Genomic DNA, 17,629 nt, shown 5'->3' with positions numbered 1-17,629 from the left:
AAATTAATAACATTAAACTACTGTGAGAACTTACCAATCGCTGTAAGTGGTGTGTGTATTCGCCAGATTAGATTGCTGCACCTTAGCGGCGAAATATTCTGAGGTTGGCTCATGATTAAGTACTTGCCCTAGCTGTGCCTCTATTGCTGCTGTAACTTCAGCGCAAGAAGCACCCACAATGCCAGTGACTTTCTCTTGTACCCGACCGTCTGGATAGATTATGAACTCTAATGTCTCCATGCTCTTGGCCAACCACGATAAGTACGTTTAAATTGTACTGCCTTAGCAGAAGGCTACAAATATAGCCGTAGGAACATTTTTACTTAGATACAAACTTGCCATTTGCTAAATAATGTTCCATATTACAACACATATATCTCATAATCTTTACAAAAATTATTAATTTTATAAGCGGTCACATCAGTATTTAGTTAGTTTCTCTTAACCTCATCGATTAGTCAAGGTGATAACTGAAGCTCGCTAAGTAAGCTGCAAAAGTCCTAAATATAAGCATTAGAGGTAATATAGCCAGCAAGACAATTTACAAAAATATAAATTTTATTGAAAAACTTTATCATTACCATTCAGATTTACAGCTAGCTATTAAAGCAGAAAGCCCATTCCGAAAAGTCGCTTGAACGCCTGCAACGTCGTTTCTGCAAAACCAAGAAAAGCTAGTTCCGTTCTTGGTTTTAGCACCTCACATTTTCGCGTTGCTCCCGCTTCCTATTAAAGAATGTTAATTACTAACTTTAACTCAACCGTATTGTGTATTATCTAGGTTTGCTCTATGCCAATACTTGTAAATTTGCGAAGTCTTGTTACCTTTTATATTATTTTACTAGAGAATTTACTTATGTAAAACCAAATCTGTAACATAAGTATGTAGATAAGGATTGTATCCATTGTGAATAAGTAAAAAGGGCGTTAATAAGCCGAAGAAACGATTGTGAAAATCCAAACATCCAACTTTAAAGGGCAATTATTATTTCTTTTAAAATTGAGTATTTCCGCAGCCTTAATTAACACCATTAATCCCGCCCACGCTCAAACATTCTCGCCAAATGTAATTAAGTTATCGTCGCCAAATCTAATTAATACGAAGTTATCGTCGCCAAATCTAATTAAAAATACTATGATAACTGGTAGTAGTAATTATCAAGCCGAAAATATTGGAACGACTCAGCAGCCGTTGAGTGTTGTCGGGGGAACTCTCTGGTCTTCGCCAAACATCCCTGTATGTTGGGAAAATCCAGGAGATGCTACTGAAAAAGGTTGGGTTCGTGATGCGGTTTCAACTACTTGGGAAACTGCTTCTGCTGTTAGGTTTACTGGTTGGGGACAGTGCCAGTCTGGCAATCGCGGCATTCGGATTCAAGTTGGAGATGAACAACCTCATACCCAAGGGCTAGGGAATCAGCTTGATGGTAAATCGAATGGAATGGTATTGAATTTCACCTTCGGAAGTTGGAGCACTAGCTGCCAGAATGGTGGCGATCAGCCAGAAGGATTCAATAATTCAGGCAGGATTGCATCGGCTACAGAACAAGAATATTGTATTAAGGCGATCGCTGTGCATGAATTTGGACATGCGTTAGGTATGGCGCATGAACACAATAGAGAGGATCGTATTCCCTGCGATCAAGAACCCCAAGGTGATACGGGAGATTGGAACATAACTCCATACGATCTGACTTCAGTTATGAACTACTGTAATCCTAACTGGAACGGAAATGGTCAACTGAGCGCTGCTGACCAAATCGGAGTCAACGTTCTCTACGGTAAAGGAACTCAATCTGTTCAAGGCACTTCACCTACGCTGACTTACTATCAATACAGCGACAGCCAGCAACTTGAGAATTTCTTTGTTAATCAAGAGGGTGCGCTGTCTGTTCTTTGGAAGATTAACAATAGTGTTTGGAAGGGGCCTGTTGCTATCACGCCAAATAACTTACTTCCGAAGGATGCCAAGATTGCTTCAGCGAATTATCCTCCAGGTAATCAACTTGAAAACTTTTTTGTGGGTAATGACGGTGCTGTTTACGTTTCTTGGAAAGCGAATAATGGTGTATGGAATAGTCCTGCTAGACTAACAGAACCAAATAAAGTTAAAGCTGGGGGAAATCTCAGTGCTGTATATTATCCAGAAAATGAACAGCTAGAAGTTTTCTTCATTGATATTGAAGGTGCTCTCAATGTAATGTGGAAGGCAAAAGGGACTGGATGGTTCTCTCCAGTCAAATTAACGGGTAATTACTTCGCTCCAACAGGTGCTGGCATTACTTCTGTTTTTTATCCTCTTAATAACCAGCTAGAAGTCCTCTTTATTGGGAATGATGGGGCTGTTTACTTGACTTGGAAAGCAAATAATGGTAGTTGGAATGCTCCCGTTCCTCTTACCCCTGCGAATACTGCAACTCCAGGCACTCCTATCAGTGCAGTGTATTATCCTCCCAATAATCAGCTAGAAGCCTTTTTCATTGACGGAAGTGGAGCCTTTAACTTGATCTGGAAGGCACAAAATGGTTCCTGGAACGCTCCTGTAAAGCTCACTGGAGCAGGTTTCGCTCCTTTGGGTTCTAATATTGCTTCTGTTTTTTACCCACAAAACAATCAACTAGAAGTCTTCTTAGTTGATAACTATGGTTCTGTAAACTTATTCTGGAAAGCAAATAATAGCGTTTGGAATTCACCTGTGCTACTTACTCCTGCTAACTTTGCCCAGCCTGGAAGTAGTATTACTGCTGCATATCAACCTCTGAATTCGCAATTAGAAGTTTTCTTCTCAGATAAAGATGGTTTCTTGAATCTTTTATGGAAGGCTCAAAATGGAAATTGGAATTCACCTTTTAGGATTTAGGACCACTAAGTATAGGAATCCTATTTGATTTTTGAACAATCAAGCTGCCTAGAGCTTAACATACAAAGCTTGACTTCTCAGTATACTGAGCAAGATTCAAGTAGGATTCCTATATATCGGGGTCACTATGAACAATACGCGATGTTGGTACCATAACAACTCTAGACATTTTTTTGTCAATATTTCGCTATGATCCTAATTCGGAATTACTACTACTGTAAGCGTAGGCAGATCATCGCTGTAGATATGGCACTTTATTCCATATTTATTAAACCATCACTCTAGGCACTACAATAGGCGATCGCTTTTCGTCCTATATCTAGTCCGTTTGCTCCAACGATGTATTAACCTGCATAGCTGCAAAAAGCTGCTTAGAATAGTAGTGATGGAGAGAATTGTAATTATGAACGTCGTCATTCCTAATGAAATACTAACCGCAACTCGGATGACTGAAGGCGAAATGAAGCAGGAAATTGCGGTGATGCTCTTTCAAAAAGAAAAGTTAACACTTGCTCAAGCCAGTCGGTTTGCAGGCATGAATCGTATAGCATTTCAACATCTACTCGCAAGTCGTCAAATTTCAGTGCATTACGGTGTGGAGGATTTTGAACAAGATATAAATAATTTGCGGGCGATGGGTAGACTGTGATCATTGTCAGTGATACTTCGCCCATCCATAACCTCGCTGCCATTAACCACCTTCATTTATTACAACAGCTTTACGGAACAGTCCTAATTCCTGAAGTTGTCTACCGAGAACTGACTGATCTCAACTTTCCAGTTGCAGGTGCAACTGAAGTACAAACTTTTATCTGGATTCAAACTTGTCCAGTTCAAGATCGTATACTGGTTGAAGCACTCAGCAATGAACTGGATATTGGTGAAGCTGAAGCGATAGCTCTAGCAGTGGAAATGAAAGCAGATCAAGTTTTGATTGATGAACGTCGTGGTCGCATGGTTGCGGCTAGGCTAAATCTTAGTTACACAGGCATAATTAACCTTTATAGCTAAAAGCTGTCAGCCATCAGCCACAAGCTGAGATGGTAAAGTTTGAAGGATTGTGATTCAACTTAAGTAATTGACTATGAGTACAGCAAATATTTCGCCAGCGATACGCATAGGAGTACTAGGTTTCGGCGGACTCGGACAAGCCGCCGCCAAGGTACTTGCTGCTAAACAGGAAATGATTTTAGTCGCAGCAGCAGATCATAAAGGCTACGCTTACGCTGCTGATGGTTTAAATACTCAAGAATGCATCGCCACCTACCAGTCCCAAGATTCGGTAGGTCATTTAGAACCAGTTGGTACGTTAACAAATCAAAGTATTCAGGATGTAATTGAAATAGCTCAATCTGTGGATGGGTATTTTCTGGCTTTACCCAACTTGCCAAATGACTTTATTCCGACTGTAGCCAAGCAGTTTATCAAATCTGGCTGGCGTGGGGTATTAGTGGATGCGATTAAGCGCACCACTGCTGTGGAACAACTACTAGCAATGAAAGAAGAACTGCAAGCAGCCGGAATTACGTACATGACAGGCTGTGGTGCTACGCCCGGACTGTTAACCGCCGCCGCCGCTTTAGCCGCTCAAAGCTACGCCGAAATTCATCAAGTCGAAATTACCTTTGGGGTGGGAATTGCCAACTGGGAAGCTTACCGCGCCACCGTTCGGGAAGATATTGGCCATATGCCTGGTTACACAGTAGAGACTGCTAAGGCGATGACTGATGCCGAAGTAGAAGCATTATTAGATAAAACTAATGGCGTGCTTACTTTGACGAATATGGAACACGCTGATGATGTGATGCTAGAGGTAGCGGGAATAGTGGGGCGCGATCGCGTTACTGTTGGTGGTGTAGTCGATACTCGCAATCCCAAAAAGCCTCTCAGCACCAACGTTAAGGTAACAGGACGCACCTTTGAAGGGAAGATTTCTACCCATACCTTTACTCTGGGAGATGAAACCAGTATGGCAGCTAATGTCTGCGGCCCTGCTTTTGGCTATCTCAAAGCTGGTAAGCAATTGCACCAACGCGGCATCTATGGAATATTCACTGCTGCCGAAATTATGCCCCAATTTGTTAGGTAATAGTTAGGAGTTAGGAGTTAGGAGTTAAAAACCTAAACTTGAGACTTAAAAATCTCTAGCTTTATTCAGAATTTGCAATTTTAAACTCTTAACTCCTCACTTTTAACTCCTAACTTTTTTCAAGCTGGTGGAATTTGTGGAGAGAAAATATCTGTGAAATTATCTTCAAGCAGCAAATCTGGCGTTTGCATAATAAATGGAAGTTCAGCTCCTACGAGTCCTCGTTGGATGCGTTCTAAAGTATCACTAAAAACCACAAATAGAGGATATATGCTATTAGCTCCCTCACTCAAAATATGACTGTGACGGAGAGGCATTAGCCACTCATAATCATTGTCCAACCAAACTTGGGTTTGTCGCCAACGTCCTAACAAATCAGAAAAGTCTTCGTGAGCACGATGAATAAAAACTAAAATTTCTGCTCCTGTTTTGATTTTCCACTCTGGATCACACATCAAAATTGCCACATCACAGGGTAAGCAAATCGTTTGTGGGGGCGTTGTAGGAGTGTTGCGAAGACGGACAATTGGTAAGGGGATAGTAATGACACTTTCGTCTGGACGGCGCAGACTGGGAATCATCTCTAAGTATGGCCGATATTGCTTTAGTAAAGCGATCGCAGCTAGATGATTGCTGTATTCTGCCAAACTTGCTTCGTAGTGAGATTTTTGTACAGTCATAGTTGATTAAATTAGTTAGGAGTGAGGAGTTAGAAATAAAATTAAGTAGTTAAGAGTTAAGAATGAGGATAAAAAATAAAGAGTTTAAACTCCTAACTCTTAACTCCTAACTTTTAATCCTCTATCCCAACGTTTCAAATACCTTAAACATAGGCAGATACATTGCTAGTAAAATGGTTCCAACCATTCCCCCTAAAACTACAATCATCACTGGTTCCAAAATACTGGTCATTGCTTTTACTGCTTGCTCAACTTCATCTTCATAGAAATCGGCAACTTTCATCAACATTGCATCTAATTCTCCAGTTTCTTCTCCGATACTAATCATCTGAATTGCCATAGCTGGAAAAACGCCATCATTTTCTTGTAAAGCAATGCTAATCATACCTCCTTGTTGAATCTCAAGGCGGGCTGCATCTATGGCATTGGCAATCACTTGGTTTCCTGATGTATCTCGGACAATTTCTAAGCAAGTTAAAATTGGCACACCTGAACGAGTCAAAGAACCAAAAGTTCTGCTAAAGCGGGCGACCGAAGATTTTTGAATTAAGTCGCCAAATAAGGGCACCTTTAGGGAAAGACGATCAATTGTTAGGCGACCACCAGGAGTTTTACCGAATTGTGAATAGGCAATTTTCAGTCCTACAATAATAAAGAGAAGGATGACAGCCTTCGGACTTCTCAAAAATTTACTAGCATCCATCAAGAATTGCGTTAGAGGTGGTAATGTAATTCCAATTTGTTCAAAAATCGTGGCAAAAATGGGAATAAGAAAAATTGTCATGCCGAGAAAAATAGCAACTGCGATAAAACCCACGACTGTTGGATAAGATAATGCTGATTTAATTTGGTTTTGTAAGCGGGCAACATCTTCTAACAACTTGGCTAAACGATTCAATACTTCGTCTAAAACACCACCAACTTCGCCAGCTTGAATCATACTCACATATAATCCATCAAAGCAGTCAGGATGCTTCCGCATTGACTCTGAAAGATTCATTCCACTTTGAACATCAATGCTAATCTCCACAAGAGCTTGTTTTAGTTTAGGGTTACTACACTGTTCAGAAAGTACCCCCAGACTTCTAACGATCGCAACTCCCGCATTCATCAAAACGGCAAATTGACGGGAAAAAACGGCTTTGTCTTTCACAGAAACCTTAACTAAGGAAGTCTGGAATTTTTTTAAGTCAAAATTTAGCTGAAATCCTTGAGATTGTTTGAGTTCTTGGACTACAAAACCTTGTTCTCTAAGACTAGTACGAGCTTGTACCAAGGATTCGGCAACAATTTTTTCTGTTCGGGATTTTCCTTGAGAATCCCGAACACGGGCAACGTAGTTTGGCATAAATAAATTCAAAATTCAAAATTCAAAATAGTTAAGGGTTTTTCATCCCTTTCATCTCCCCTAACCCCAGTTCCTTTAATGCGCTCTGGCAGCCGCACCGGGTTTTGCACCTGCTGCCTGCGGTGTAGCAGTACCGATGAGACGTTGGATTTCATCTGGCTTAGAAGTCTTAGACATCGCGGCTTCAAAGGAGATCGTTCCTGCTTTATAAAAATCGGCTAGAACCTTCTCCAGAGTTTGCATCCCCAATTTGCCGCCAGTTTGAATAGCTGAGTAAATTTGAGATGTTTTGCCTTCTCGAATCAAGTTGGAAATAGCGGGAGTGACAATCAGAATTTCTTGAGCCATCACCCGACCATACTCACCGGGTTTAGGGTTTTTCTTGGACACCAAGGTTTGGCTAAATACCCCCACCAACGAGTTAGACAATTGCACCCGCACTTGAGTTTGTCTTTCATGGGGGAAAACGTCGATAATCCGGTCAACTGTCTGTGCAGCGGAACTGGTGTGTAGCGTGCCAAATACTAAGTGTCCTGTTTCTGCTGCCGAAATCGCCAAAGAAATCGTTTCCAAATCGCGCATTTCTCCCACCAGAATAATATCTGGATCTTCCCGCAGGGCTGCTTTCAAAGCATTAGCAAAGCTCTTAGTATCTTCACTCAGTTGTCGCTGGTGAACCAAGCTTTTAATTGGTTCGTAGACAAATTCAATTGGGTCTTCCACCGTTAAAATATGCTCCGCCTTGGTGCGGTTAATCAAATCGATCATTGCCGCTAGGGTAGTTGTCTTGCCAGAACCTGTAGGGCCTGTCACTAGAATTAGTCCTCTGGGCTTATCACACATTTCCCGCACAATATCTGGCAGACCTAATTTTTCAAAGTTAGGAATTTTAGAACTTAATGCCCGTAAGCAAGCAGCATAAGCACCACGTTCTTTATAGACATTGACCCGGAAGCGAGCTAAACCCTTAACACCATAGGAACAATCCAACTCCCAGGTCTGCTCCAAGGTTTTACGTTGGGTGTTGTTGAGCATACTAAAAATCAGCCTTTGACATTGATCAGCTGTTAATACATGCTCACCGATGGGAGTGAGTTTGCCACTGATGCGGAAGTAGGGAGGCAAACCTGCGGATAAATGCAAATCTGAGCCACCCATTTCAATCAACTGCTCCATCAGGTCTTCAATCATCATTTCCATAGTTCTGCTTCCTTTTGATGTTTGTTTAGTTTATAGTCCAAAGTAATAACTCTTGAACGCCAGATGCTTCTCCCTACAGCCCTTCCCTAACGGGACGCCTTACGGCGAACGGGCATCAAGAAAGCAGGCGCTAGGCTCTGGCAATGTGAGAAGACCGCGCTGGCTCCCCTTGACCAATGATTAGTCTTGAAAACGAGATGTCATACAGTAGGGACAATCCAGCCATTCTGGTTTCAATGTGGCATCGCAAGTCCGGCAGGTAAGACCAGTCTTGCGTTTAGCTTTTAATTCGGCTTCCAAACCAGTATCAGTAAACGTCACTCGTTCTACTTCTTCTAGGGTGGTAGCACCTTGGCGCACTAAGTCCAAACTGTAAGCCAACAAGGTTTTCATGCCCTCTTCTATTGCCACTTCCTTAATCCGTTCTGTGGGTGCATCTTCGTTGATGAGAGTTTGCAGGTTTTCGGTAACTCGCATGACTTCATAAACACCACAACGCCCTTTGTAGCCGACACCATTACACGCTGGGCAAAGTTGATTTTTGGCTTTGGCTTCTGCGATCGCTTCTAATGTCAAACTGTTAGCTTTGTAGAAGGTGACTCCGACATCTGAGGAAGCTGATAGACCATAGCGAGCCAGTTCTTTGATCGTAGGAGTGTAGGGAATGCGACATTCAGAACATACACGCCGCACCAAACGTTGAGCTAAAACGCCAATCAGCGAACTAGAAACCATGAAAGGCTCAATACCCATTTCTCCCAAACGAGCGATCGCTCCTGGGGCATCATTGGTATGTAAGGTAGTTAATACCAAGTGACCCGTCAAGGCAGCCTCAATTGCTGTTTTTGCCGTTTCTTTATCCCGCGTTTCACCCACTAGCAGCACATCTGGATCTTGCCGCAAGAAAGCCCGCAGAGCGGTAGCAAAATCCAGCCCTTTTTCCCGAATCACCTGTACTTGAGTAATTCCTGGAAGGCTGTACTCAATTGGGTCTTCCACTGTACTGATATTAATACCGGGATCATTCTTTTCTGAGAGTGCAGAATACAGCGAGGTTGTTTTCCCAGAACCAGTTGGCCCAGTCACCAAAATCAGACCAAAGGGACGGCTCACCATATCCTGGACAATTTGTAAAGTCTCTGGATCAGTAATTAACTTATTCAATCCTAGTTGGGTGGAGGAGTTATCCAAAATCCGCAGCACCACCTTTTCCCCGTAACGACTGGGTAAGGTACTCACGCGAAAGTCTACTTTACGTCCCTCAAACATCCGCCGGATACGTCCGTCTTGGGGTATACGCCGTTCAGCAATGTCTAGATTGGAGATGATTTTAAATCGGGCTGTCAGCGCCGGGATAATTTTTTTCGGTAGGGGGGGGAAAGCTTCACCCAGTACCCCATCTTTCCGAAAGCGAATGCGTAAGTTTTCTTCTTGCGGTTCGATGTGAATATCAGAAACCTTCTCGTGCAAAGCTTTAGCCAGGATTCTGTTGACTAGGTTGATGACTGGGGCATCCTCTGCACCCTTCATCGCTGCTCCTAGATCAGCCTCCATTTCTTCAGGAGCATCCTGAAGATCGAGATTTCCGAGGTTTTCTAAATCCTGATTAATATCTGTAAACTTTGCTTGTTCCAGGTGCTTTTGCCGAACAGCCATTTCATCCAAGTATTGGTTGATTAGCTGCTGATAGTCTTCCTGTGTAATCACCATCCGCTGCAATGCCAAGCCTTGGGGGCGCAAGATGCGGTTCAGGTCATCGGAAGCCTCTAGATTATCTGGAGCGACCATCGCCACTAAAACTGAGGGCGGGGTTTGGTCTTCGTGTTTCGACAGTGGTACTAAACGATGGCGACGACAGATATCTACTGGAATGAGGGTTTCAATCAGGTTGCCGATCATCGTGTTGCCAAGCTGGTTGACTTCCGGATCGAGGAATTCAACACCATATAGTATTTTAAGTTCAAATAGCTGCTGTTTTTTATATTGCCTGAGCAACTCAGGCGATAGTTGTTGCCCAGTGATTGACTCTAGTACTTCCGTTAAGGGTCTGCCAGATTTGCGGCTTTCAATTAGTGCCTGCCTCATCTGTTCGGTATTGGCATAGCCAGATTGCACTAGCTTGTTGCCGAAAGGCGAAAACTCTGTTCTGGTAGTTAGAGCGGTACTGCGCCGTTGTGGTGACAAGTAAGTCATAAATGAGCAATTGATTTGGAAAACCTCTGCTTAAAGTATTCCCCTACTGTGAGACAGAATTCTCATTTACCAAAAAATCCTAGTGCAGGCAAAAGTTTGCCTACCTTTCACAAGGGGCTTAACAAGGGATTTTGCCCCAAGTTTTGTTAATTGAGATGGTAAGTAAGTTGGCTTAAATAAAGCAAACTATATAAAGAAAAATAAAGCTCTGTAATTTGCTTGTAGTAAGCGCTTCAACGCTAAAAGGCTTACTACAAGCATTTAATTTTTTACACTAACTTACTTAGCTGGATTTGAGCCAAGCTCTAGTAGTCACCAAACTTCTGATCTGCGGTTTCGGTTGTTTAGATTTCTCGTTAAGTGCTGAGTCAAAAAGAAGTAATAGTAGAGAAAATAGAAACTCCTGACTCGCTCAATCGACAAACCTTCAGTTATAGGGTAGAATCTAGGACTCAAAATATATGACTCCGCACTCAACACTTAACACTTTTGAAGGAATGACAATATTTGATAAATGGTTAAATTTTAAGTAGTAATTTCTGAAAAAACTGACTCATGAATAAGATGAGGGGCGAATCACATTCAGCACCATTCTTCCAAATTACTTACTCCTAGATGTACACTACTCGTTCAGGTTACCGCCTGAGTGGCGTCTAGGCTAACGTGTTCACCATTTGTCACAATAAGAGGACGGTGACATCATTTCCAGGAACTTGTCGGCAACAAAATCAGCCTCAGTGGCAAGTCGTGGATAACGACGGTTGCAAGCTGTGGGAGATACACTGCCCTAAAAAGCATCTGGAATGAGTAGACAATGATGGATGAAAATAGACAGATAAACAATACAAGCCAGCAATTGGGTGAACCAACAGAGGTAAAGCAAGCAATGAAGAGTGACTCCGCAGCCCAAATTAATTTCAATGAATCTGGTAATGAGGTTACAGAGCAAGTGGCAGCCCAAACCAATATACCGGGGGATACGGCTACTTTCAATCAAGATAATGGCGTCGCTGCAACTGAGAAAACTGAAGTGGAAACAGCAGCTTTGGCAGAACTGACTCAACAAATCGAGTCTCTCAAAACGCAACTAGAAGAGCGTAGTACTCAATATATGCGGATTGCCGCTGATTTTGAGAATTACCGGAAACGTACTAGCAAAGAAAAAGAAGAGCTAGAAGTGCAGATAAAGCGGAATACGATTTTGGAATTGCTGCCAGTAGTCGATAATTTTGAGCGGGCGCGATCGCACCTCAAACCGCAATCTGATGGCGAAATGACCATGCACAAAAGTTACCAAGGCGTTTACAAACAGTTGGTGGATAGCTTGAAGCGCTTAGGTGTGTCACCAATGCGTCCTGAAGCTCAAGAATTTGATCCCAACCTTCATGAAGCAGTAATGCGGGAACCTACGGATGAACATCCTGAAGGAACAGTGTTAGAAGAGTTAGTGCGCGGATATTACTTGGGCGATCGCGTGCTGCGCCATGCAATGGTCAAAGTAGCTGCTCCAAAGGAAGATACACCTGCTGCACAGGAGGATCAGTCGAGTTCAGCCAACAGTTAAGCTGTAGTTGCTTGCCTTGCTGACCAAAAGTGCCTGGTTTCTTGCAAGGACGAGCATTGTTACTGAGACATTGAGAGGATGAAGGAGATGAGGGAGTAAAATTATCAATCAGCTTCCTCATCTCCTCCTGATCCCCTATCTTCTCCATTTCTAGATGCTGTTGTTTGAGCTAGCCTTGATTCGTAGCTCAAAAAGTTAGTCCGCGACACAGTACAGCAGAAAGACTCAGTAAAAATACTTATAAATATGGGAAAAGTTATTGGGATCGACTTAGGCACTACTAACAGTTGCGTCGCAGTTCTGGAAGGCGGTCAACCACTTGTGATCGCCAGTTCTGAAGGTGGACGAACTACTCCAAGTATTGTGGGATTTGGGAAGAGTGGCGATCGCTTGGTCGGTCAATTGGCAAAGCGCCAAGCCGTAACTAATGCCGAAAACACAATTTACAGTATTAAACGATTTATCGGGCGGCGTTGGGAAGACACTGAAACAGAACGCGATCGCGTCCCATATAACTGTGTCAAAGGTCGAGACGATACTGTTGATGTTCAAATTCGCTCAAAAAACTACACGCCACAAGAACTATCCGCCATGATCCTGCAAAAGCTCAAGCAGGATGCGGAAAACTTCTTGGGTGAGGAAGTCACTCAGGCAGTGATTACGGTACCGGCATATTTCACAGATGCCCAAAGACAAGCAACTAAGGATGCTGGTACAATTGCTGGACTAGAAGTTCTACGGATTATCAACGAACCAACAGCTGCGGCTTTAGCTTTCGGATTGGAAAAGCAAGACCAAGAGCAGCTAATTTTAGTATTCGACTTGGGAGGTGGCACCTTCGATGTATCGATCCTGCAACTTGGGGATGGTGTTTTTGAAGTTAAGGCAACTTGTGGTAACAACCACTTAGGTGGAGACGACTTTGATAATGCGATCGTGCGTTGGATGATGGAACGCTTCCAGCAACAAGAGAAAATCGATCTTTCCCAAGATAAGATGGCGCTGCAACGCCTGCGGGAAGCAGCAGAAAAGGCAAAAATTGAACTCTCCAGCATGGTGAATACCTCCATCAACTTGCCGTTTATCACCGCCGATGACACCGGTCCAAAGCATCTGGAGATGGAACTCAGCCGCTCTAAATTTGAAGAACTCGCACTTGATTTAATTGAAGCTACCATCGAACCAATGATCCAAGCGCTCAAAGATGCGGATCTCAAACCACAAGCGATAGATCGGATTATTTTGGTAGGTGGTTCTACCCGTATTCCCGCAGTCCAAAACGCGCTAATTAAATTTTTCAATGGCAAAGCTCCCGATCGCTCTGTCAACCCTGATGAAGCCGTAGCATTGGGAGCTGCTATCCAAGCAGCGGTGTTGGGTGGCGAAGTCGATAATCTCTTACTATTGGATATCACCCCTCTCTCTTTGGGAATTGAAACTTTGGGTGAAGTGTTCACTAAAATCATTGAACGCAACACCACAATTCCTACTAGTAAGTCACAAGTTTTTTCCACAGCAGTTGATGGGCAAACCTCAGTAGAAATTCACATTCTCCAAGGTGAACGGGCGATGTCACGAGATAACAAGAGTCTCGGTAAGTTTCTGCTAGCAGGAATCCCCCCATCTCCCCGGGGTGTACCTCAAATTGAAGTATCCTTTGAAATCGATGTCAACGGTATCCTTAAGGTTTCTGCCCAAGACAAAGGTACAGGTCGAGAACAGAGTATCAGGATTACCAATACAGGTGGCTTGAGTACCAGCGAAGTCGAACGGATGCGCCAAGAAGCCGAACTGTTTGCTGAAGAAGATAGAAGACGTAAAGAATTAGTTGAACTCAAAAACCAAGCAGATAATCTGTTGTTCAGTTACGAATCCACAATTAAGGATAATAGCAACTTTATTGGCGACCAGATGAAAACTTTGGCCAGTGAAAAAGTTTCACAACTCCAAGCTGCAATGATTGACTCCAGCATCTCCACAGTGGAATTTAAGCAGCGCTTAGACGACTTCCAACAAACCCTGTTTGCAATTGGTGCCGATGTCTACAATCGAGCTAACAGTCAAAGTGATGACATTGAGGAGGCTTCAACTAGTCTCTTTACCCCAGAAATAGACTCACCCATGAATGGCACACTCATACCACAATTCAACTTTGATTTTGACGAAGAAAGTACTGCCCAGGTTGATTATGAGGCGATAGATTAGGGGTTGGCCAAACAGGGCACTTGTACTAAGCTTGTCCTGAGCGGCTTGCCTTGAGCGAACGCAAGAGCGTCTCCAAGAGTTGCCGAAAAAAGCCGACTTGTGCCGAACAAAGCCGAGTTCAAGGCAGCGTTGTAAAGCCTGCGGCATAGCTACGCCCTAAGCGCCAGCCTCTCCAAGAGTTGTATTGGGGAGCCAGCTTTGGCGGGTTTCCCGCCGTAGGCGACTGGCTTTCCCGTTGGGAGGTTCCCGACGCTCGTTGCGCGGCATCGTCTCCCTTTGAGAGAGGACTTGCTATCCGTTGTTCGCGTTGGCAAAGCCTCTCTAAGAGTTGCGTCTTTGAACAGGAGAAGCAACTGGCGTGATTGGGCATTATTATTCTTTCCCTACCCCTCTGCTCCTTTGCACCTCTGCCTCTTCCCCACTCCCCTAACTTGCAGATTTTTATTAAGACACTTTAATATATCTAAATATATTGATTATAAATTTAGTGAAGTTTCACAAGACCCCAGCCATTTGCTAGATTGTAGAAGCAAATTAATGTGGGCTAGGCAGTATGCCAGTTCAGATGCGATCCAAAGCAGATGGGTGGTTTTCCACACCTAATAGTGCGGCTAGCCCCTCTGGTTGATGGGCGGGGTTTTCCTCTGCTACGTAGCACAATTGTAAAAGAGACAGCCGACTCGGCAGTGAGAAGTCTGAGCAGAGGCTTGCCCTGATCCTAACTTCTGTAGCTTTTGTCGTCTCCCACGATGAAAGCACCTGTTGCTCAAGATTTGTCGGTGATTTTTGTAAAAGGTAAAGGGTAAAATCAGTTATTAACAAAAATTAATTTTATCTTCTACCTGGCCTTTGGCAAGCCACCCTCTGAAGGACACTGCATTGCTCTTCCAGAGCTATAGGCAAAACGCCTTCCCATAGGGTAGCAAGTGGCCGTGAGTGACGTTCTACTGCCTTCTGCTTTCTTCCTTCTAACTTTTACCTTTGCTATATGGCCCGCGACTATTATGAAATCCTGGGTGTCTCTCGTGACACTGACAAAGAAGAAATCAAACAAGCCTATCGCCGTTTAGCCCGGAAGTATCACCCAGATGTGAACAAAGAACCCGGGGCGGAGGATCGCTTTAAAGAAATTAACCGCGCTTATGAGGTACTCTCGGAACCAGAAACCCGCGCTCGTTATGATCGCTTTGGTCCAGAGGGTGTGTCAGGTGCTGCTGGCGCTGGTTTCCAAGATGTTGGCGATATGGGCGGTTTTGCCGATATCTTTGAAAGCATTTTTAGTGGCTTTGCTGGCGGTATGGGTAGTCCCACCCAACAAAGACGGCGCAGTGGGCCTGCCAGAGGTGATGACCTGCGGCTAGACTTGAAGTTAGACTTTCGGGAAGCGGTATTTGGTGGTGAAAAAGAAATTCGCATTTCACATCTAGAAAATTGTGAAGTCTGTAGCGGTTCTGGTGCTAAACCTGGAACCCGCCCTCGGACTTGTTCTACTTGTAGCGGATCGGGTCAAGTCCGCCGTGTCACCAGAACACCCTTTGGCAGTTTCACCCAAGTCTCGACTTGTCCCACATGTAATGGAACAGGGATGGTAATTGAAGATAAGTGCGATGCCTGTGATGGGAAGGGCGCAAATCAAGTAACCAAGAAACTCAAAATTACCATTCCAGCTGGGGTGGATAATGGCACACGCTTGCGGATTTCTAGTGAAGGAGATGCTGGACAACGTAATGGCCCTGCTGGGGATTTGTACGTTTACTTGTTCGTGAATGAGGACGAGGAATTCCAACGGGATGGCATTAATATTCTCTCGGAAATCAAAGTTAGCTACCTGCAAGCGATTTTAGGTTGTCGGTTAGAGGTAGATACGGTAGATGGCCCTGTAGAACTGATCATTCCAGCTGGAACCCAGCCGAATACGGTGATGAAATTAGAAAATCGCGGCGTACCCCGTTTGGGTAATCCCGTTAGTCGTGGGGATCACATGCTGAACGTATTAATTGATATTCCCAATAAAGTGACCCCAGAGGAGAGGGAACTGTTGGAAAAGCTGGCTAAAATTAAGGGAGATCGCACTGGTAAAGGCGGTCTAGAAGGATTCTTGGGAAATTTATTTAAGTGATGAAGCCCTCTTCTGTTTTAATTCCCGATGCTCAACTTGATTTGCGCGGTACGCCTTGCCCAATTAATTTCGTGCGGACAAAACTACGTCTGGAAAAAATGCCATTGGGAGGTTTGCTAGAAGTCTGGCTGGACGCTGGTGAACCGATTGAGCAAGTTCCCGATAGTCTGACAATGGCAGGTTATCAGGTGGAGCAAATTACAGACTGCACTGATTATTTTTCTCTGTTAGTGCGCCGTCCAATTACTGGGCAATGACAGGGGAAAATTTTGCCGCAACTGGACAGTTATTAGGTACGGTGCTGGCTGTACAGGCTAATTTTTACCGAGTACAGCTGGATCAAGAGGGTGGGGAGATGAGGGAGATCAGGGAGATGGGGGAGCAAGATCCTCATCTTCCTTATCCCCCTCTCCTACTTTGTACTCGGAGAACACGCTTGAAAAAAATTGGGCAACAGGTAATGGTAGGCGATCGCGTTGTGATAGAAGAGCCAGATTGGGCTGGGGGGCGAGGAGCGATCGCTGATGTTTTACCCCGCAAAAGCGAATTAGATCGTCCAGCGATCGCCAATGTCAACCAAATTCTCTTGGTATTTGCCGTAGCTGATCCACCTTTGGAACCTTATCAACTGAGTCGGTTTTTAATTAAAGCTGAGTCTACTGGCTTGGATGTGCTTTTATGCTTGAATAAAAGTGATTTAATTTCACAACAGGAACAGCAGCAAGTTAGCTCGCGCCTGCTTGGTTGGGGCTATCAACCGATATTTATCAGTGTCAAAGATGGTATAAATACCGATCAAGCAGCCAGATATTTGAACAATAAAATTACTGTAATTGCTGGGCCTTCCGGCGTTGGCAAATCCAGCCTGATTAATACGCTAATTGACTCTCTTGAGCTGCGAGTCGGAGAAGTTTCTGGCAAACTAGCTCGTGGTCGTCATACCACTCGTCATATAGAATTATTTGAATTGCCTAGCGGTGGAATGCTTGCAGACACGCCCGGCTTTAATCAGCCGGACATGGATTGTATCCCAGAAGAATTAATCCATTATTTCCCTGAAGCAAGAAAGAGGTTAGCAGTTGCTAGCTGTCGGTTTAGTGATTGTCTGCATCGAGACGAGCCTGAGTGTGCGGTGCGGGGAGACTGGGAACGATATGAACATTATTTAGAATTTTTGGATGCTGCGATCGCCCGTCAAACTCAGCTGCACCAACAAGCCGATCCAGAATCTACCATGAAGTTAAAAAGCAAAGGCAAAGGGCAGAGTCAATACGAACCCAAGTTAGAAAGTAAAAAATATCGCCGAATTTCCCGCAAGACTCAGTTACAAGACTTGCAGGAGTTATATCGAGATGAGGAATAAGGAGTGCG

15 protein-coding genes are annotated in these 17,629 nt (G+C 43.9%); 9 read left to right on the top strand and 6 right to left on the bottom strand.

Annotated features, from left to right (window positions below; all coding sequences use genetic code 11):
- Positions 1–30: 30 nt before the first annotated feature.
- Positions 31–240: a DUF2997 domain-containing protein gene (locus Q0541_RS17995; protein WP_179067273.1), complete on the bottom strand. Its 210-nt coding sequence runs from the start codon at positions 238–240 to the stop codon at positions 31–33.
- Between the two features lie 709 nt (positions 241–949).
- Here Q0541_RS17995 and Q0541_RS17990 point away from each other — a divergent pair.
- The 4 genes from Q0541_RS17990 to Q0541_RS17975 all read left to right on the top strand — a co-directional run bounded on the left by Q0541_RS17990 (position 950) and on the right by Q0541_RS17975 (position 4,949).
- Positions 950–2,860, top strand: coding sequence for a M12 family metallopeptidase (locus Q0541_RS17990; RefSeq protein ID WP_298912907.1), 1,911 nt, complete (start codon positions 950–952; stop codon positions 2,858–2,860).
- A gap of 403 nt (positions 2,861–3,263) precedes the next feature.
- The gene (locus tag Q0541_RS17985; protein WP_298912904.1) at positions 3,264–3,509 is read left to right on the top strand and encodes a UPF0175 family protein; all 246 of its coding nucleotides are present in this window, start codon (positions 3,264–3,266) and stop codon (positions 3,507–3,509) included.
- On the top strand, positions 3,506–3,871 hold the full coding sequence (locus Q0541_RS17980; RefSeq protein ID WP_298912901.1) for a DUF3368 domain-containing protein: 366 nt from the start codon (positions 3,506–3,508) through the stop codon (positions 3,869–3,871). The genes Q0541_RS17985 and Q0541_RS17980 overlap by 4 nt, the downstream gene beginning before the upstream one ends.
- A gap of 73 nt (positions 3,872–3,944) precedes the next feature.
- The gene (locus Q0541_RS17975) at positions 3,945–4,949 is read left to right on the top strand and encodes a saccharopine dehydrogenase-like oxidoreductase (RefSeq protein ID WP_298912899.1); all 1,005 of its coding nucleotides are present in this window, start codon (positions 3,945–3,947) and stop codon (positions 4,947–4,949) included.
- A gap of 119 nt (positions 4,950–5,068) precedes the next feature.
- On the opposite strand, the gene Q0541_RS17970 is transcribed toward Q0541_RS17975, so the two are convergent.
- From Q0541_RS17970 to Q0541_RS17955, 4 genes are all read right to left on the bottom strand, one after another.
- Positions 5,069–5,629 carry a hypothetical protein gene (locus Q0541_RS17970; RefSeq protein ID WP_298912896.1) on the bottom strand — a complete coding sequence of 187 codons (561 nt, stop codon included), beginning with the start codon at positions 5,627–5,629 and terminating at the stop codon, positions 5,069–5,071.
- A 121-nt stretch (positions 5,630–5,750) separates the two neighbouring features.
- Entirely contained in the window at positions 5,751–6,977 is a 1,227-nt protein-coding gene (locus Q0541_RS17965) for a type II secretion system F family protein (protein ID WP_298912894.1), read from the bottom strand.
- Positions 6,978–7,052: 75 nt separating this feature from the next.
- Positions 7,053–8,177, bottom strand: coding sequence for a type IV pilus twitching motility protein PilT (locus Q0541_RS17960; protein ID WP_298912892.1), 1,125 nt, complete (start codon positions 8,175–8,177; stop codon positions 7,053–7,055).
- Between the two features lie 180 nt (positions 8,178–8,357).
- On the bottom strand, positions 8,358–10,370 hold the full coding sequence (locus Q0541_RS17955) for a type II/IV secretion system protein (protein ID WP_298912890.1): 2,013 nt from the start codon (positions 10,368–10,370) through the stop codon (positions 8,358–8,360).
- Positions 10,371–11,184: 814 nt separating this feature from the next.
- On the opposite strand from Q0541_RS17955, the gene grpE reads away from it, so the two are divergent.
- Positions 11,185–11,934 carry a nucleotide exchange factor GrpE gene (gene grpE, locus Q0541_RS17950; RefSeq protein ID WP_298912888.1) on the top strand — a complete coding sequence of 250 codons (750 nt, stop codon included), beginning with the start codon at positions 11,185–11,187 and terminating at the stop codon, positions 11,932–11,934.
- A 246-nt stretch (positions 11,935–12,180) separates the two neighbouring features.
- The gene (dnaK, locus tag Q0541_RS17945) at positions 12,181–14,139 is read left to right on the top strand and encodes a molecular chaperone DnaK (RefSeq protein WP_298912885.1); all 1,959 of its coding nucleotides are present in this window, start codon (positions 12,181–12,183) and stop codon (positions 14,137–14,139) included.
- 561 nt (positions 14,140–14,700) lie between these two features.
- Here dnaK and Q0541_RS17940 read toward each other — a convergent pair.
- On the bottom strand, positions 14,701–14,961 hold the full coding sequence (locus Q0541_RS17940) for a hypothetical protein (protein ID WP_298912882.1): 261 nt from the start codon (positions 14,959–14,961) through the stop codon (positions 14,701–14,703).
- Between the two features lie 166 nt (positions 14,962–15,127).
- On the opposite strand from Q0541_RS17940, the gene dnaJ reads away from it, so the two are divergent.
- The 3 genes from dnaJ to rsgA are packed head-to-tail and all read left to right on the top strand — an operon-like array spanning position 15,128 to position 17,621.
- Entirely contained in the window at positions 15,128–16,258 is a 1,131-nt protein-coding gene (dnaJ, locus tag Q0541_RS17935) for a molecular chaperone DnaJ (protein ID WP_273766366.1), read from the top strand.
- Positions 16,258–16,515, top strand: coding sequence for a sulfurtransferase TusA family protein (locus Q0541_RS17930; protein ID WP_298912942.1), 258 nt, complete (start codon positions 16,258–16,260; stop codon positions 16,513–16,515). The genes dnaJ and Q0541_RS17930 overlap by 1 nt, the downstream gene beginning before the upstream one ends.
- The gene (rsgA, locus tag Q0541_RS17925) at positions 16,512–17,621 is read left to right on the top strand and encodes a small ribosomal subunit biogenesis GTPase RsgA (RefSeq protein ID WP_298912874.1); all 1,110 of its coding nucleotides are present in this window, start codon (positions 16,512–16,514) and stop codon (positions 17,619–17,621) included. The genes Q0541_RS17930 and rsgA overlap by 4 nt, the downstream gene beginning before the upstream one ends.
- The last annotated feature ends 8 nt before the right edge of the window (positions 17,622–17,629 follow it).

It is taken from the genome of uncultured Nostoc sp., from assembly GCF_937863485.1.
Lineage (GTDB): Bacteria > Cyanobacteriota > Cyanobacteriia > Cyanobacteriales > Nostocaceae > Nostoc.
The sequence above is the reverse complement of the archived record's forward strand: the minus strand, read 5'-3'. Positions and strand labels throughout refer to the sequence as shown.